This is a genomic window from Pseudomonas sp. BIGb0176 (genome assembly GCF_024810175.1).
GTDB classification, from domain to species: domain Bacteria; phylum Pseudomonadota; class Gammaproteobacteria; order Pseudomonadales; family Pseudomonadaceae; genus Aquipseudomonas; species Aquipseudomonas protegens.
Map to the genome: position 1 here is coordinate 564,224 of NZ_JANUEC010000002.1, position 15,096 is coordinate 579,319.

6 protein-coding genes are annotated in these 15,096 nt (G+C 61.4%); 2 read left to right on the forward strand and 4 right to left on the reverse strand.

Annotated elements, in window-relative coordinates; all coding sequences use genetic code 11:
- Positions 1–62 precede the first annotated feature (62 nt).
- The 3 genes from M2395_RS13505 to M2395_RS13515 are packed head-to-tail and all read right to left on the reverse strand — an operon-like array spanning position 63 to position 11,608.
- Positions 63–533: a hypothetical protein gene (locus M2395_RS13505; protein ID WP_233447052.1), complete on the reverse strand. Its 471-nt coding sequence runs from the start codon at positions 531–533 to the stop codon at positions 63–65.
- Positions 533–9,838 carry a hemagglutinin repeat-containing protein gene (locus M2395_RS13510; RefSeq protein WP_123430228.1) on the reverse strand — a complete coding sequence of 3,102 codons (9,306 nt, stop codon included), beginning with the start codon at positions 9,836–9,838 and terminating at the stop codon, positions 533–535. Before M2395_RS13510 ends, M2395_RS13505 begins: the two co-directional genes overlap by 1 nt.
- 27 nt (positions 9,839–9,865) lie before the next feature.
- Positions 9,866–11,608 carry a ShlB/FhaC/HecB family hemolysin secretion/activation protein gene (locus M2395_RS13515; protein WP_053156866.1) on the reverse strand — a complete coding sequence of 581 codons (1,743 nt, stop codon included), beginning with the start codon at positions 11,606–11,608 and terminating at the stop codon, positions 9,866–9,868.
- A gap of 312 nt (positions 11,609–11,920) precedes the next feature.
- Between M2395_RS13515 and M2395_RS13520 the strand changes: the two genes are divergently transcribed.
- Complete coding sequence (locus M2395_RS13520; RefSeq protein WP_053156863.1) at positions 11,921–12,196, forward strand: hypothetical protein; 276 nt, start codon at positions 11,921–11,923, stop codon at positions 12,194–12,196.
- 61 nt (positions 12,197–12,257) lie between these two features.
- On the opposite strand, the gene M2395_RS13525 is transcribed toward M2395_RS13520, so the two are convergent.
- Positions 12,258–13,598 carry a DEAD/DEAH box helicase gene (locus M2395_RS13525; RefSeq protein WP_011059887.1) on the reverse strand — a complete coding sequence of 447 codons (1,341 nt, stop codon included), beginning with the start codon at positions 13,596–13,598 and terminating at the stop codon, positions 12,258–12,260.
- A gap of 193 nt (positions 13,599–13,791) precedes the next feature.
- On the opposite strand from M2395_RS13525, the gene M2395_RS13530 reads away from it, so the two are divergent.
- Positions 13,792–15,090, forward strand: a complete 1,299-nt coding sequence (locus M2395_RS13530) for a mechanosensitive ion channel family protein (RefSeq protein WP_011059886.1) — start codon at positions 13,792–13,794, stop codon at positions 15,088–15,090.
- The last annotated feature ends 6 nt before the right edge of the window (positions 15,091–15,096 follow it).

Consider the following 15,096-nt stretch of genomic DNA (forward strand, 5'->3'; position numbering starts at 1 on the left):
CTAATAACTCACACACAAAACCACTCAACTCAAAAACTCATACCACCCACTCTAAAACACAACTAACAAATCTGAAAAAAAATTATCGTTGGACCGTAATCCTGCTCGGTATTTGAGACTTCAACAGAGAACTTCTTCTCGGGAAACTTATCTTTTAAAACCAAACGCCATGAAACTGCAAAAATATCCGCCAACTGTTCAAATATTACATCACCAACATCGCTTGCCGTTCCAGAAAAAACATCATAAAGATGAATTTGATTCATCACCCTCTCAACGGCATTGACATCACCATTCAACTGCTCGAGCCAAACATCGAATATCGCAGCGTCGTATCGACTCTCTAGAAACACCGCATCATCCCTAACAACAAAATCTGGAAACAACAATCTACAAAACAACATAACATCTTCAGGACTGCAAATTTCACTCACATAGGAAAATATATCAACTGTACTTTTTTCCGCCCACTGCGATTTCCATGATTCATATCTACTCAAGCCTACAAAAGGTTTAATTGTATTAACACTCATCATGGAACCTCGTCTGGTCTAATCGGTCTTGGGGCTAACTTCGTGGATGGTGACTGCACTCTAACAGTTCCATCAGGAAGTGTATTCCTACCATACTCTATTACATGTGGCGTCGGAACAGACAAATGAGGCTTACCTGTAACATCGACTCTTTTCAACACCATACCCACCGAATCATAAGTAGCGTAGCTAGTTATGTTCCCTTGATTATCAGCCCGATATAACACTCCATTCACGGGACCACCTTCCAATATGAAATTTCGACTAACTTGAGTCCCACCCTCAAGAGGCCCTCCAACTAAATTTCGTGCATTACGAGGAGTAATACCATTTATAGTATACATCACCCCCGGATTCAGCTTGTGCTCCGGAGTTACATAGGCACCATCCTTCTGTACTCCATCCAGCTGAGTACCACCCGTATGAGGCGTTGTGATAACTCCGCCACCTTCAGCGTAGCCCCCACTGGTAGGATTCAGTCCTGATGCATCAACAATCGGATTGACCAGCTTTCGGTTTTCATCATCAAGCAGGTGAATTGGGAACGGCATAACAGTTAGCAATTCCCAGAGCGCCATTGAAACCCTTAGCCGACTCTGCACCTCCTCCGCTTTTACAGAAACACCCTGACTAGCACTTTTAACCATAGAGTTGGCGGCATTACGCATCCGCTCTTGATTTTCAGGTGTGGACGCTTGATAAGCCAGTGCACCAATCAGGGCAAGCATAACCCCCGAACTAGCGAGCCCCTGAGCATAGTTATTTGCGCCTGCAGTAGAATCGCTGAGGCGGCCGATGAGCGCTGTCAGTTCAACTGACTTCTCAGGGCTCTGACGGGCAATTTCCTGCATGCGAGCGACGAGAAGCTTTTCCCCGTCAGATTTTGGATCTCCGAACTTCTGCTTGAGTCGAAACTCAATAGCCTCCGCACGTCTGTTCTCATCCTTACTAAAGGCTTTTAGATAGTTTTCGGTTTCTACCAGGACTCTATTAATTTCTTCGGATGTACCCTGAAGATTGTCTGGCGACGCGATTAGAACGCCCATGCTGGCCAAGAGGAGGGTTAGCTTTACCATCGTCTCCTGGCTTTTTTCCCCATACAACTCAACACTCTTCTTCCACTGCTCATACGCCTTCTTCGGGCTCGCCACCGCCCCAATGGAAGAACTGCTCGCATACAAATCCGTACGCGACTCCTCATCCTTGGTGATCTCATATGCCTTGCCCACATCCCGGTTCAGCCCGGCCGTTGAATCGGCCCCGGTCTCGGCATCCTTGCGCACCACGATCTCGCCCGCCCCGACGGTGGCGCGGACGATCTGCTCGCGGTCCTTCTGGTATTCCCAGCCGCTGACGCTCCAGCCGGTTTCACCTTCCTTGCCTTTACCCACCTGGCTGCTGTCTTGTGTGGTGCCACTACCGGAGCTGTAGGTGCCGCCCACGTTCAGGTAATAGCCGTGTTCCTTGTCCTTGCCGGCAATATCGCTGAAGCCCAGGGTGCCGGTGTCCAGCTTGAGGTTGCCGTTGTCGGCAGCGATCAGCGCGCCGTCGATTTGGGTGTGGTTTTCGGTGCGGATATCGACCTTGTTCTTGCCAGTGATGCGGGTTTGCTCTTCAACCCAGTCGGTCTTGCCGGTGGTCTGGCCATAGCCGACCGAGCCACTGAGCCCTGGAGCAGGACCAAAGGTGGCGGTGACGCTGATGTCGAATTCCTTGCCCTTGACCTTGCCGGTATCGGCGACCGAAGCGACGTTCAGGTCCCCCCCGACACGCCCGATAACTTCATCGCCACGCAGGTTGGCACCAGAAATGTTGGTGTCCTTGCCACTGGTGAAGCCCAGACGGTCCCCGGCATAGAGATAAGCCTCTTGCTGGCGCTCGCCTTCACGCTCCAGATTGCCTTTGCCCATGCTGACGCTGGCGTAGACGCCCACGCCTTCCGAGCCGAAAGTGAAGCCGACTTCCCCACCACCACTGTTGCGGTTGTTCTCGCTGCTGTGGTCGTTCTGGGCGGCGCGAATGTTCAGGTCGTTGCCGGCATCCAGGTCGATGTTGCGTCCGGCCTGGGCCTGGGTCCCGATCAGGTTCAGGTCGTTGCTGGCCTTGAGGTTGATGTCGCGCCCGGCATCCAGTTGGGTGGCAGTGGAGGAGCCTTGGCTGCTCTCGGTGCTGGCGGTGCCGAAGCTGCCGCCGACGCCGATCTTGAAGCCGCCGCTGGTGCCGCCGTGGATGCCGCCCCACATCTCGGTATTGCGGGTTTCCTCGCTGATGCTGCCTTTGGCCACATCCAGGGTGACGTCGCGCCCTTTGACGTTGATGTCGCGCCCGGCACTCAGTTGACTGCCCTTGACGGTCACGTCGTTGTTGGCCGTGAGGTTCAGGTCGTTGCCGGCCTGCAGAGTTGAAGAGCGGTTGCCCTGCTCGATGATCTCCTGGCTGCTGCTTTGCTTGCTGTTGCCAAGCTTGACGTCGGCGGTCGGCCCGGCGAGGAACTGGCTGACCGAGTCGACGGCCTTGAGGGTGCTGGAGGCTTTGCTGGTGTTGTTTTCACCGTCGCCGGCACCATTGACCGCGTCCTTGGTCTTGCCATAGTTGTGGTTAATGGTGACACCCAGGCCATTGCGCTCGCTTTCACGCTGCTGCTCGGTCACCCGCACTTCCCGGGCGGCGTCGATCTTGATATCGCGACCGGCCACCAGGTTGATGTCGTGATCGGCCCGAAGATCGGAACCCACCTGGTTGATGTCGCGCTTGGCGTTGACCGACAGGTCTGCACCGGCACTGATCTGGCTGGCGGCGGCGGTCTGGGTTTCGACGCGATTCTTTTCCTTGTTGCGCTCGGCACCGGCGAAGAGGCTGACACCGTTGTCGTCGCTGCTGACGCCCACGCCGACTTGCTTGCTCCTCTTCCAGTCCTGCTCCGCCGAGCTGTTCTGTGCCGCCAGCACATTCACATCGCGTCCGGCGTCAAGACTGACATTGCGCCCGGCGCTGATGCCGCTGCCCACCACATTGATGTCGCGCTCGGCCTTCAGGCTCGCATCGCGCTCGGCCAGCACCTGGCTGCCCACGCTGGTGCTGCTTTGCGCCTGGCGCCCGGACTCCTTGGCCGAAGCAAAGGAGACGCTGGCCCCGGAGGAGGAAAGCCCGACTTTTTTCTTGTACTGCTCGCTGCGGCTGTAGGCCGTGTCATTGGCCGAAACCAGATTGATGTCACCGCTGTCCTTGACCAGCCCGGCACGCAGTTCCACATCGTTGCCGGCCACGGCTTCACTGGCCCGCAGGCGGATATCGTTGCCTGCTGCCACCACCACATCGTTGCCAGCGCTCAGCTCGCTGCCGACCTGGGTCGCGGTGGTTTGCAACTGGCTCTTGCCGCTTTTGGACAGGCCGAGGAAACCGGACTTGGTCTTCTTGCTGTAGGAGCCGTGCTCCTCGATACCAGAGAGGATCGCCACATCACCGGTGGCACCGACCATCAGGTCTGCACCGGCCTTGAGCTGGCTGCCGATCAGCGTGACATCGCGGCCACCGTTGATGCTCATGCCGCCATCGGCTTTCTTGCTGGTGTTGAGGGTCAGGTCTTTCCCGGCCTCGACCACGGAGGCGATGTTGGTACTGTGGTAGCTCTCCTGCTGTTTGCTGCTGCTCTGACCAAAGGAGCCTTTGCCCTTCTTGGACATGAAAGAGGCAGTCTCATCCTTTGCCGACAGCACATTGAGATCGCGAGCAGCATCCAGGGCGACGTTCTGCCCCCCTTTAACCCGGCTGGCCACCAACGTCAGATCCTGGCCTGCCTTGATCGACAGATCACCACCCGCCTCTACCCGTGAAGACTGCTGGCGAACCTGATCGTCAGAACTTCTACCGTTACTGGTTTTGAACGAGCTATGACCCGCGTTGGCCGCAGACTCGATGGCCACATCTCGTGCTGCAACCATCGACAAGCTTTGCTGGGCAGCAACCTTGCTCGCCACTACTTGAATGTCTTGACCCGCTGTTGCTTTCAGACTGCCGGCTATCTGAATGTCACTGGCATTTTGTGTGGTCTGACTACGCGTCCAGAGGTCTTTCTTGAACTGGCCACTGCTGCTGTTCGCCTGTTCGGTGGACGTAATGGACAGGTCACGCCCAGCGCTGAGCACCGCATCACCGCCTGCGGTCAATGCACTGCCGGTATTTTTCAGGTCCCGGCTGGCAGTCAGGGTCAGATTGTTCGTGGCCTCGATGCGCGCTGCACTATCAACAAAATCGCGTTGCTCATTACTGGTGGAAGTGGAGCTCCGATGACGAGTCAAGGTTCGCTCGTTAACCACGTCTCCATCAGTTGCCGTCAAGGCCACATCGCGCCCAGCGATAACACCACCGGCCTTGTTCAGCAGATCCTTGCCCGCCGTCAGACTCAGGCCCTTGCCCGCCTCCGCCAACCCACTATTGACCAGGTTCGCCCCCGCCACCGCCGATAGGTCATTGGCCGCGCGCAGGGTGCCGACGTTGTTCAAGTCCTTGCCGGCAATCAGGCTCACGTCCTTGCCGGCGATCAGGGAGCCGTTGGGCGCCAGGCGGTTGTTGGCCTGGGCCAGGTACAGCACGGGTACCAGCACCTGTTCGCCGTTCACTTCATGGCTTTCCAGCCAGACTATGTCGTGGGTCAGGGCGGCGACTTGTTCGGAGGTCAGGGTTACGCCCACCGAGAGATCAAGCTGTTGCTTGCTCTGGATGGCGTTGTCCATCAGGTGCTTGAAGAGTTTTTCGTTGCTGTCCTGGCCGTCGATAAAGCGCTGGCCGGTGCGGGCCACCATGGCTTGCTGGATGAGTTTCTGTTCGTAGAAACCGTCCCCCAGGCGTTTAGCGCTTTCGTCCGGGTTGTAGCCGAGGTGGGACAGCAGGTAGTCCGAGCTCATGAACTGCTTGAGGTGGGTCAGCGCCGGGTTGGTTTCGATCAGGTACTTGTGCGGCCGGGACAGGCTCGCGGCGTCCGGCAGGCCGGCGATCTGCGCAGGCGTCGGGGCCTGGGCCAAAGTGCTGCCCTGGCCGCTGAGGCGGAACAGGCCGTTGCCGCCGGTGGGCAGGGTGAAGCCCGGCAGCTCCAGGGGGTTGACCTGTTGCTGGGCCAGTTCCGGGGGCAGTTGCGGGTTGATCCGGATCGGCGTCGAGTAGCCGTTGCCAACGCCGGTGTCGGTCAGGGTCTTGCCGGCGCCGACGTACTCGTAGAAGGAGCGGATCACGCTGTTGTCGAGGGTCTGGTCAGCCTTGAGGTTGACCTTGCCACCGGCCTGAATGGTGGCGGCGAAGGATTGGTCGCCGTCCACCACCTTGCTGCTGGAGGACAGCATCACCCCGGTCCAGGCAATGAAGGCGCTGAGGTCGGAGGCGAAGCTGCTCGAAGGCGTCGGGTTGTTGCGGGCGTTGAACGCGGCGGCTAGGGCTGCGGCGGTGCCGGTTTCGTTGACGAAGCTCCAGTAGCGCCGCAGGGTGGTGATTTCCTGGGGTTGCAGGCCCTGGTTGTGGACGGTCTCGGCCTTGATGTTGATGTCGCCGGCCGCGGTAATCAGGCTGCTGGTGTTGGTCAGGGTCTGGGTGTCGATCTGCAGGTCCGCGCCGCTGTTGAGGCTGGCGGCGGCGCTGCTGTTGGTCACCCGCAGGCGGTCGGTCTCGGCCACTTCCCACAGGCCGTTGATGCGGCCACCGCCGCGGTCGTCGCAGCCGGCGACGGGAATCAGGGTGCAGGATAGGCGGGTGATGCTGGCGGCACTCTTTTCGTGCTCGGTGTACTGCAGCACGTCCATGACGTTGTTGAAGGTGCTGGCGGCGATGGTCAGCTTGCCCAGGCTTTCGATATCCCCGGAGCGGTTGTCCAGCAGGTCGGCCCTGGCTTGCTGGTCGTCCTTGGCGATCAGCGCGGTACCCAGGCTGTACACCTGGGCATAGCGGTTGGTGAAACTGTTGGTCAGCAACTGCATATTGCCGCCGCTGGAGATCAGGCCATGGTCGTTGACCAGGGTGGCGGCGTTGAGGCTCAGGTCTTCGCCGCTGCCCAGGGTGCCGAGGTTGTGGATGCTGGCGGCATTCAGCAGCAGCTTCTGGCTGGCGGTGATACGCCCGGCGCTGTTCAGCGCACCGTCGATCTTCAGGGTGCCATTGGCGCCACCGGCGATGCTGGCGCTGTCCGCCAGGTCCAGTTGGGCGGCATGCAGGTCCAGTTGACCAATGCTGCTCAGGCGCCCCTTGCCGCTGTAGTTGCCGTTCAGGTCGAGGTTGAGCGCGGCGTCACTGCCGATCAGGCCGTCATTGCTCCAGTGGCTGCCGCTGCCGGTCAGGCCGGTGCCCGCCAGGAGCTGGCCGTCGGCGGTCTGGGTCAGGTGGTCGACCTTGACCAGTAACCGGTCGGCCTGGATCGAGCTACTGTTGGTCCAGCGCTCGGCTTCCAGGGTCAGTTGGCCGGCGGTCTTCAGGCGGCCGCCGACGTCTTCGAGGTTGGCCATGGAGATGCCGAACACGCCACTGCCGCTGTGCAGCAGGCTGCCGCCGCGGTTGTTGAAGCCGCCGGCGTCGAAGGCCAGGTCGTTGTTGGCGGTTTCCAGGGAGCCGTCGCGGTTGTCGAAGGTGCCAGCGATGCTGAACCGGGTCTTGCTGGCCAGGCCCAGGGCCCGCAGTTGCCCGCGCTGGTTGTCCAGGCTGGCAGCAGCGGTGGCCAGGGTACTGCCGCTTTCGATCAGGCCCTGGCGGTTGTTCAGGGCACCAGCGAGCTCCAGCTCGATCTGCCGGGCGCTGATCTGGCCGGCGCTGTTGTCCAGCTCCCTGGCGCTGATATGCAGAGCCTGCTGGGCGAAGAGCGCGCCGTCGCGGTTGTCGAGGCGGCCATCGGCCGCGGTTTCCAGGGTGGCGCCGCCGTTGAGGGCGGACACCTTGCCGGCCCTGTTGTCGAGGTGGCCCGCCTTGAGCGTCAGGTCGCCCTGCTGGGCAATCACTTGTCCGCCTTGGTTACCGGCGTCGGCCGCCACATCGAGGCCCAGGGTGGTCTTGGCCTGCAGCAGGCCTCTGGCGTTATCCAGTCGCTCGGCATTGAGTTGCAGGTCGGCTTCGCGGCTGAGGATCTCTCCGCCATCGCTGTTCTGCACTTCGCCACTGGCGCTGATCAACACCGACTCATTGGCCGCGACCCGGCCCTTCTGCCGGTTGTCCAAGTGTTCGGTGAACAGCCGCAGCCACTGCTGGCTGAAAAGTTCGCCGCCCTGGTTCTCAACCTTAGTGCTGCGCTTGAGCAGCAAAGGGCCAGCGGCGGACAGGGTGCCCTGGTTGTTGATCAAGTGTCCCAGCAGGTCGAGGGTGACGCCCTGCTTGCCGGTGAAGGAGCCTTGGCTGTTGTCCAGGTCGCTGCCGATGAACTCCAGGTCGCCGGCGGCGTTGACCGTGCCGCCCTGGTTGCCCAGGGTCATGGCCTGCAGGGTCAGGGTGGCGGCGCTGTCGATGGAGCCGCCCTGGCTGTTGTCCAGCCGGTCGCTGATTTTGAGGCTCTGTGCACCCGCGCTGGAGATCATGCCCTTGAGGCTGTTGTCGAGGCTGGCGGCCTTGACGTCCAGGGCCTGCTGGCTGACCAGGCCACCGCCCTGGCTGTTGTTCAAGGCGTCGCTGAGGGTGACCTCGACACCGCCCTTGAGGCTGGAGACGGTGCCCTTGTTGCTGTTGTTCAAGCCTGTGCCGTTGAGGGTCAGGCCCTGCCAGCCCGACAGCAGCCCGCCCTGGTTGTCCAGTTCTGCCGTACCGGTTATCTCCAGGGTCTGTTGCGCCAGTACCACGCCGGTGAGGTTGTCCATGCCGGCCAGTACCAGGGTGCTGCTGCCCTGGCTCGACAGCTCGCCACCGCTGTTGCCCAGGTGGCCGAGGGTGGCATTGAGGGACTGCTGGCTCTTGATCAGGCCGCCCTGGCCGTTGCGCACTTGCTCGGCATCGAGTTGCAGGCGCTCGGCGCTCAGCAGCTTGCCCTGATGGCTATTATCCAGAGCCCCGGCACTGACCTTCACCTGGCGCTGCCCGCTCAGGGTGCCGCCTCGGTTGTCCAGGATCTGTGCCGTGTTCAGGGTCAGGTCGCGGCTGGCGACAATGCTCTTGCCGCGGTTGTCGAGATCCCGGGCGTTGAGGCTGATATCGCCGTTGGCGTTGCGAGAGTTATCGGCATTGACCCCGGCTTCGATGATGCCCTGGTTGCTCAGTTGGCCACCGCTGTCGAGGGTGATGCGGTCCCGGGCGGCGAGGGTTTTCTGGCTGCTCAGGTCGCCCCGGGTCTGTACCTTGAGTTCGCTACCGGCGTAGACCGCGCCCTGGGCCTCCAGGCTGCCGGCCTTGATCGCCACCGCGCCCTTCTCGGCAGTGGCGTCCGCCATGCGCAACTGGCCGTTGGCATCCAGTTGGATATCACCGCCACTGGCAATCAGCTTGCCGTCGAGCTTCACCCCCACCCCGGCCTCGGTGCCCACCAGTTTGATGGCCCCGGCGTACATGCCGCCCAGGGCTGATGAGTCGATGGCCAGTTGCGGTGCATCCGCCGGGTTGGCGGTGCGGGCCGTGGCATTCAAGGTCTTGGCGTCGACGTCGTTGGCCCCGGCGATCACCGTCAGGTGCCTGGCCTGGATCTCGGCGTTGAGCTTGGCGCTGCGGGTGATGATTTCGAACTGGTCGATATTGCTCGCGTTGAGGCCCGCGCCTTCGATGGCGACGCTGCCCTGGTCCACCTGGTAACGCTGGACCTGGCCGTTCTCGATCACCGGCTTGCCGGTGGTCAGGGTGGCCTTGGGGGTGTTGATGAAGCCGCAGCCGTTGCAGGTCACGCCGTAGGGGTTGGCGACGATGACATGGGCCGCTTGCCCGGCCACTTCGGTGTAGCCCTTGAGCTGGCTGGGGCTGCCGCCGTTGACCTCGTTGAGGATCACATTGGCCGCGCGGCCACCCAGGTTGGAGTTGCCGAGAATGATTCCGCCCAGTTGGGTTTCCTGGGTACGACCGGTGGCGTTGTTGAGGATCACACCCTGCTGGCCGACGTTGTAGTCGCTGAACTTGTTATGCGACAGCCCGCCGCCATTGGGCGTGGCAATGTTGACGATGGGCACGCCATTGCCGGCCTGGCCGAGGCTGGTGCCGCTGCCGTTGACTACGATGCCGTCGGCCATCGCCACCAGCGGCTGCCAGAACATCACATTGGCCAGGATGAACGCCAGACCGCGTTTGGACAGCCCCCAGAACGTATCCCGCGCTTGCAGGGTGGCGGAAGGCTGGCGGGCCAGAAAGGCGAACTGACGAGCGTCCATGTCGTATATCTCGGGCAAAGAGCGGAGTTAAAGGAACAGGTCCAGGCGGAAATAGATCGGGGCTTCCCGTTCACTCAGGGCTTCGGGCCGTTCGAGGGAATGGGCAAAGGTCACGCTGGCGGCAAGGTGCTTGCCCCGGGCGAAGAATTCGATGGAGTCGCTGGAGACCCGGCCATGCTGCTCGGCGTTGTAGCGGTCGTTGCGGATCGCGCCGAAGTCATAGCCCAGCCCCGTGCCGTATTCGGCGAACACCGGACGCAGCCAGTCCCAGCCCACCGGACGAGTCCAGCGCAGGTCGTTGCGCCAGTAGTAGCCGCTGTCGCCGTTCAGGCTCTGGTCCTTGTAGCCGCGGATCGAGGACTGGCTGCCCAGGCTCATGCGTTGCGAACTGAACAGCAGGTCCTCGCTGCGCTGGCCGGTGACCAGGCTGCTGAACACCAGGGACTCTTCCCCCAGTTTGAACGGCTGCAGGTAGCTGGCGGTGGCGGTGTACTTGCGGTAGCGGGCGTTGGCCTGGCGATTGCCGTATTTGTCGCGCTGGTTTTCGCGCTGGGCATCGAAGGCGCCAATACCGTCCTGCAGCCCCAGGTCGAGGTTGAGGAAGGCACTGCCGATACGCCGGCCGTGGTTGATGCCGAACTGGGCTTCGCTGAGGCGGTTGCTGCTGTTACTCAGCTTGCTGTCTTCGATGTAGTTGTTGGTGCGCAGGTAGCTCAGGCCGCTGTTCAGCGAGGTCTTGCTCAGGGCGTCGCGATGGATCACCCGCTCCAGGCGCAGTTGATGGTTCTGGCTGTCGCCGGTCTGCTTGAAGTTGAAGCCCTGGCCCTGGGCCAGGGAACGGTATTCGCTCTGGCTGTAGCTGTAGCTGAGGTTCCACCAGCCAAACGGCAGGTTGTAATAGAGCATGGCGTTGCGCGAGGTTTTCTGGTGGTCGCTGATGGCGTCGTGGCCGCCGCGCAGCACCAGTTGGTCGGCCAGCCCCAGGGGGCTGTCCCATTCGAAGGAGCTGCCCCACTGCTGCTCGCCGGTGCTCTTCTGGCCCTCGTTGCTGCGTGATAGGCCAACGCGCCAGGGCTTTTGCGCGTTGTTCTTGACCAAGACCTCGCTGCCGCCCACGGCCTGGCCCGGGGCCAGTTCCATCTGCGCCTGGTTCGACGGCAGGCGGTTGAGCTGGTCCACCATCTGTTCGATCTGCCGCAGGTTGAGCAGCTCACCGCTACTGCCGGGGAAGGCCATGTTCAGCTCACGGGCACTGAGCTTGCTGTCTTCGGCGGCCTTGAGCCCTTCGAGCTTGCCTTCCACCACCAGCACTTGCAGGTGGCCGCTGGAGAGGTCTTGCTGCGGCAGGTAGGCACGGCTGGTGACCAGGCCTTTTTCGATATAGCGGTCGGTGATGACCTTGAGCAGTTCATTGAGCTGCGCTACCCCCAGGCACTGGCCGATGTAGGGCTGGAGCAGGCGCTCGCGCTCGGCAGCCGACAGCGAGTCGGCGCCCTTGAGCTGGATGTCCTTGATCGGGAAGCAGCGGCTGTCGGCCGGCGCCGTGGGCGCTACAGGCGCGGCGCTCTTGCCGGGCAGGTCCTTGAGTTCTTCGAGGCGCCGCTGCTGTTCTTCCAGCAGGCGATTCTGGCGGTCGCGGATCAGGTCCTGGTCGCCGGGGTTGAAAGCCGGGCCCGGCAACGGCGCGGCAGTGGCGCTGGGCAGCGCAGTGACCAGCAGCAAGCAGGACAAGGCACAGCACAACCTCATCCCGAGGGTGGAGAGAGACATATTCGGTCCTTCGAAACGGCAGCAAGGGTAGAGAAAGGGCGCGCGATGTTAATGTGCCACCATTCTGACGTCAATTAAGCGCGAGCATCGTCGATGGATGGCTGGTTTTGCGGGGCACGCGCCCTGCTACAAGGCCGGATGCTAGAGCTATCGGCGACGCCGGCAAATCAGATCCATCTGAATTGCCGAGTAAGAATTCCTGATCAGGCACGGCAATCAAAGCCGCGGCCACCGGCTCAATCCAACTGAACTTTCCCTGCCTCCGCTGCCTCAACCGGATGACTGCCCGTTCCGAATCACGAGGCCTACGCCATGAACAACCTGAGCATTCTTACCCTCGCCAGCAGCCTGCTGTTCGCCCTGCCCACCTGGGCCTGCACCCCGGACGAAGCCACCGCCAAGCGCGAACAGCTGGCCCAGGAAGTCAGCAAGATCACCGAGCAGAACCCGGCCAAGGCCAAGGAGATCAATGCCGAACTGCAGAAGATGGACCTGAGCACCTCCAGCAAGGACCTGCCGGACAATTGCCAGTTGATCGATCAGCGGCTCAAGGAACTGGCCACTGCCGAGAAAAAGGCCGAGAGCTGACACCCGCAAAGCAAAAAGCCCGGACCAGGTCCGGGCTTTTCATCTGCATCAGGCGCCAGGCTTATTCAGCGGCGGGGGCCTGTGGCTTGCGGCGTTTGAGCGGCGCCAGGCCATCCTGGCTGACCAGGCTGTCGCTCTTGGGCCGGTTGGCGGTCTTGCGCTTGGTCGGGGCCTTGGCCACGGCCTTTTTCTTGTCGCCCTTGGCGTCGGTCTTTTTCTTCTTCACGCCCACCGCCTTGCCGGAGGCCTTGACCTTCTTCGGCCCGCTGTAGGTGCCTTTGACTTCCTTGATGGTGCGGCGCTCGAAGCTCTGCTTGAGGTAGCGCTCGATGCTCGACATCAGGTTCCAGTCGCCGTGGCAGATCAGCGAGATGGCCAGGCCATCGTTGCCGGCACGGCCGGTGCGGCCGATGCGGTGCACGTATTCGTCGCCGCTGCGCGGCATGTCGAAGTTGATCACCAGGTCCAGGCCGTCAACGTCCAGGCCGCGGGCAGCGACGTCAGTGGCCACGAGGATCTTCACCCCGCCCTGCTTCAGGCGGTCGATGGCCAGCTTGCGGTCCTTCTGGTCCTTTTCACCGTGCAGGACGAAAGCCTTGTAGTCCTGGGCCACCAGGCGGCCGTAGATGCGGTCGGCCATGGCCCGGGTGTTGGTGAAGACGATGGCCTTCTGGTAGGTCTCGTTGGCCAGCAGCCAGTTGACGATCTGTTCTTTGTGCTGGTTGTGGTCGGCGGTGATGATCTGCTGACGGGTGGTTTCGTTCAGCTGGCTGACGCTGTTGAGTTGCAGGTGCTCAGGGTTGTTGAGGACCTTGGCGACCATTTCCCGCAGGCCGGAGCCGCCAGTGGTGGCGGAGAACAGCATGGTCTGCTGGCGGTTCGGGCATTCGTCCACCAGGCGCTGCACGTCTTCGGCAAAGCCCATGTCGAGCATGCGGTCGGCTTCGTCGAGCACCAGCACTTCGACTTCCTTCAAATCCAGGTTGCCGGCGTTGAGTTGCTCCAGCATGCGCCCCGGAGTGCCGATGAGGATGTCCGGCACCTTGCGCAGCATGGCAGCCTGGACCTTGAAGTCTTCACCACCGGTGATCAGGCCCGACTTGATGAAGGTGAACTGGGAGAAACGCTCGACTTCCTTGAGGGTCTGCTGGGCCAGTTCCCGAGTCGGCAGCAGGATCAGGGTCTTGATGCTGACGCGGATCTTCGCCGGGCCGATCAGGCGATTGAGGATCGGCAGGACAAAAGCCGCGGTCTTGCCGCTACCGGTTTGTGCCGTCACCCGCAGGTCACGCCCTTGCAGCGCGAGCGGAATAGCCGCTGCTTGCACCGGCGTCGGCTCGACAAATTTAAGCTCGGCCACGGCTTTGAGCAGGCGTTCGTGCAGGGCGAATTGGGAAAACACGGGTGCTACCTCGAAGATATGCAAAAAAACAGCTGCATAGGGTACCGGTTTCGAGCGCGAAGGCCGAGTTTCTTTGTGCAAACGGTGGCAAAGAGTTGGTTTTTTGTTAACCGATTTGTCCTTAACCGTAACTTTCCCAGGGTTAAATGCTCTAATCCCCCTCCTGTGCCTTATAGAAGAATCGTTTTAGCCCATGGATTTCAAACAGCTCTGGCTCAATACCCAGGATCTCTGGGGAGCACTCGACCAACACCCTCTCCTGCACGCCGGCATCGGCCTGGCCCTGTTACTGGTGGTCGCCCTGCTGGTCGGACGAGTGGCACGCTACCTGGTCCTGCACGCGGTCAAGCTGCTGGGCCGCCAGCCGGCCCTGCACTGGCTCAACGACCTGCGCCACAACAAGGTGTTCCACCGCCTGGCACAGATGACTCCATCCCTGGTGATCCAGTTCGGCCTGCACCTGGTACCGGAGCTGAGCAAGACCAGCCTGCTGTTCCTCGGCAACCTGGCCATGGCCTTCACCATCCTGTTCCAGCTCCTGGCCCTGAGCGCCCTGCTCAATGCCCTGCTGGACATCTACGCGCGCACCGAACACGCCCGCACCCGCTCGATCAAGGGCTATGTGCAGTTGGCGAAAATGGTGTTGTACGTGTTTGGCGCGATCATCATCGTCGCCACCCTGATCGACCGCTCGCCGCTGTTGCTGCTGTCGGGCCTGGGCGCCATGTCGGCGGTGATCCTGTTGGTCTACAAGGACACCCTGCTGTCCTTCGTGGCCAGCGTACAGTTGACCAGCAACGACATGCTGCGGGTCGGCGACTGGATCGAAATGCCCCAGGTCGGCGCTGACGGCGACGTGGTGGACATCACCCTGCACACGGTCAAGGTGCAGAACTTCGACAAGACCATTGTCTCCATCCCCACCTGGCGGTTGATGAGCGAATCGTTCAAGAACTGGCGCGGCATGCAGCAGTCCGGCGGCCGGCGGATCAAGCGCAGCCTGTACATCGACGCCAGCGGCGTGCGCTTCCTGCATGACGACGAAGAAGTGCGCCTGAGCAAGGTGCGCCTGCTCACCGACTACATCGGGCGCAAGCAGTCCGAGCTCAAAAGCTGGAACGAAGCCCAGGGCAACGTCGCCGCGCTGTCGGCCAACCGCCGGCGCATGACCAATATCGGCACCTTTCGCGCCTATGCCCTGGCGTACCTGAAGAGCCACCCGGAAATCCAGCCGAACATGACCTGCATGGTGCGCCAGATGCAGACCACGGCCCAGGGCATTCCCCTGGAGATCTACTGCTTCACCCGCACCACCGCGTGGGTGGATTACGAGCGCATCCAGGGGGATATCTTCGATTACCTGCTGGCGGTGATGCCGGAATTCGGCCTGAACCTGTACCAGCAGCCCAGCGGCACCGACCTGCGGGCCGGCCTGCTGCCGGCGGTGCTGGGTGCCAGCCATGTACCGACAGTAGAGAAGCAGGCTCTGTAACCCGGT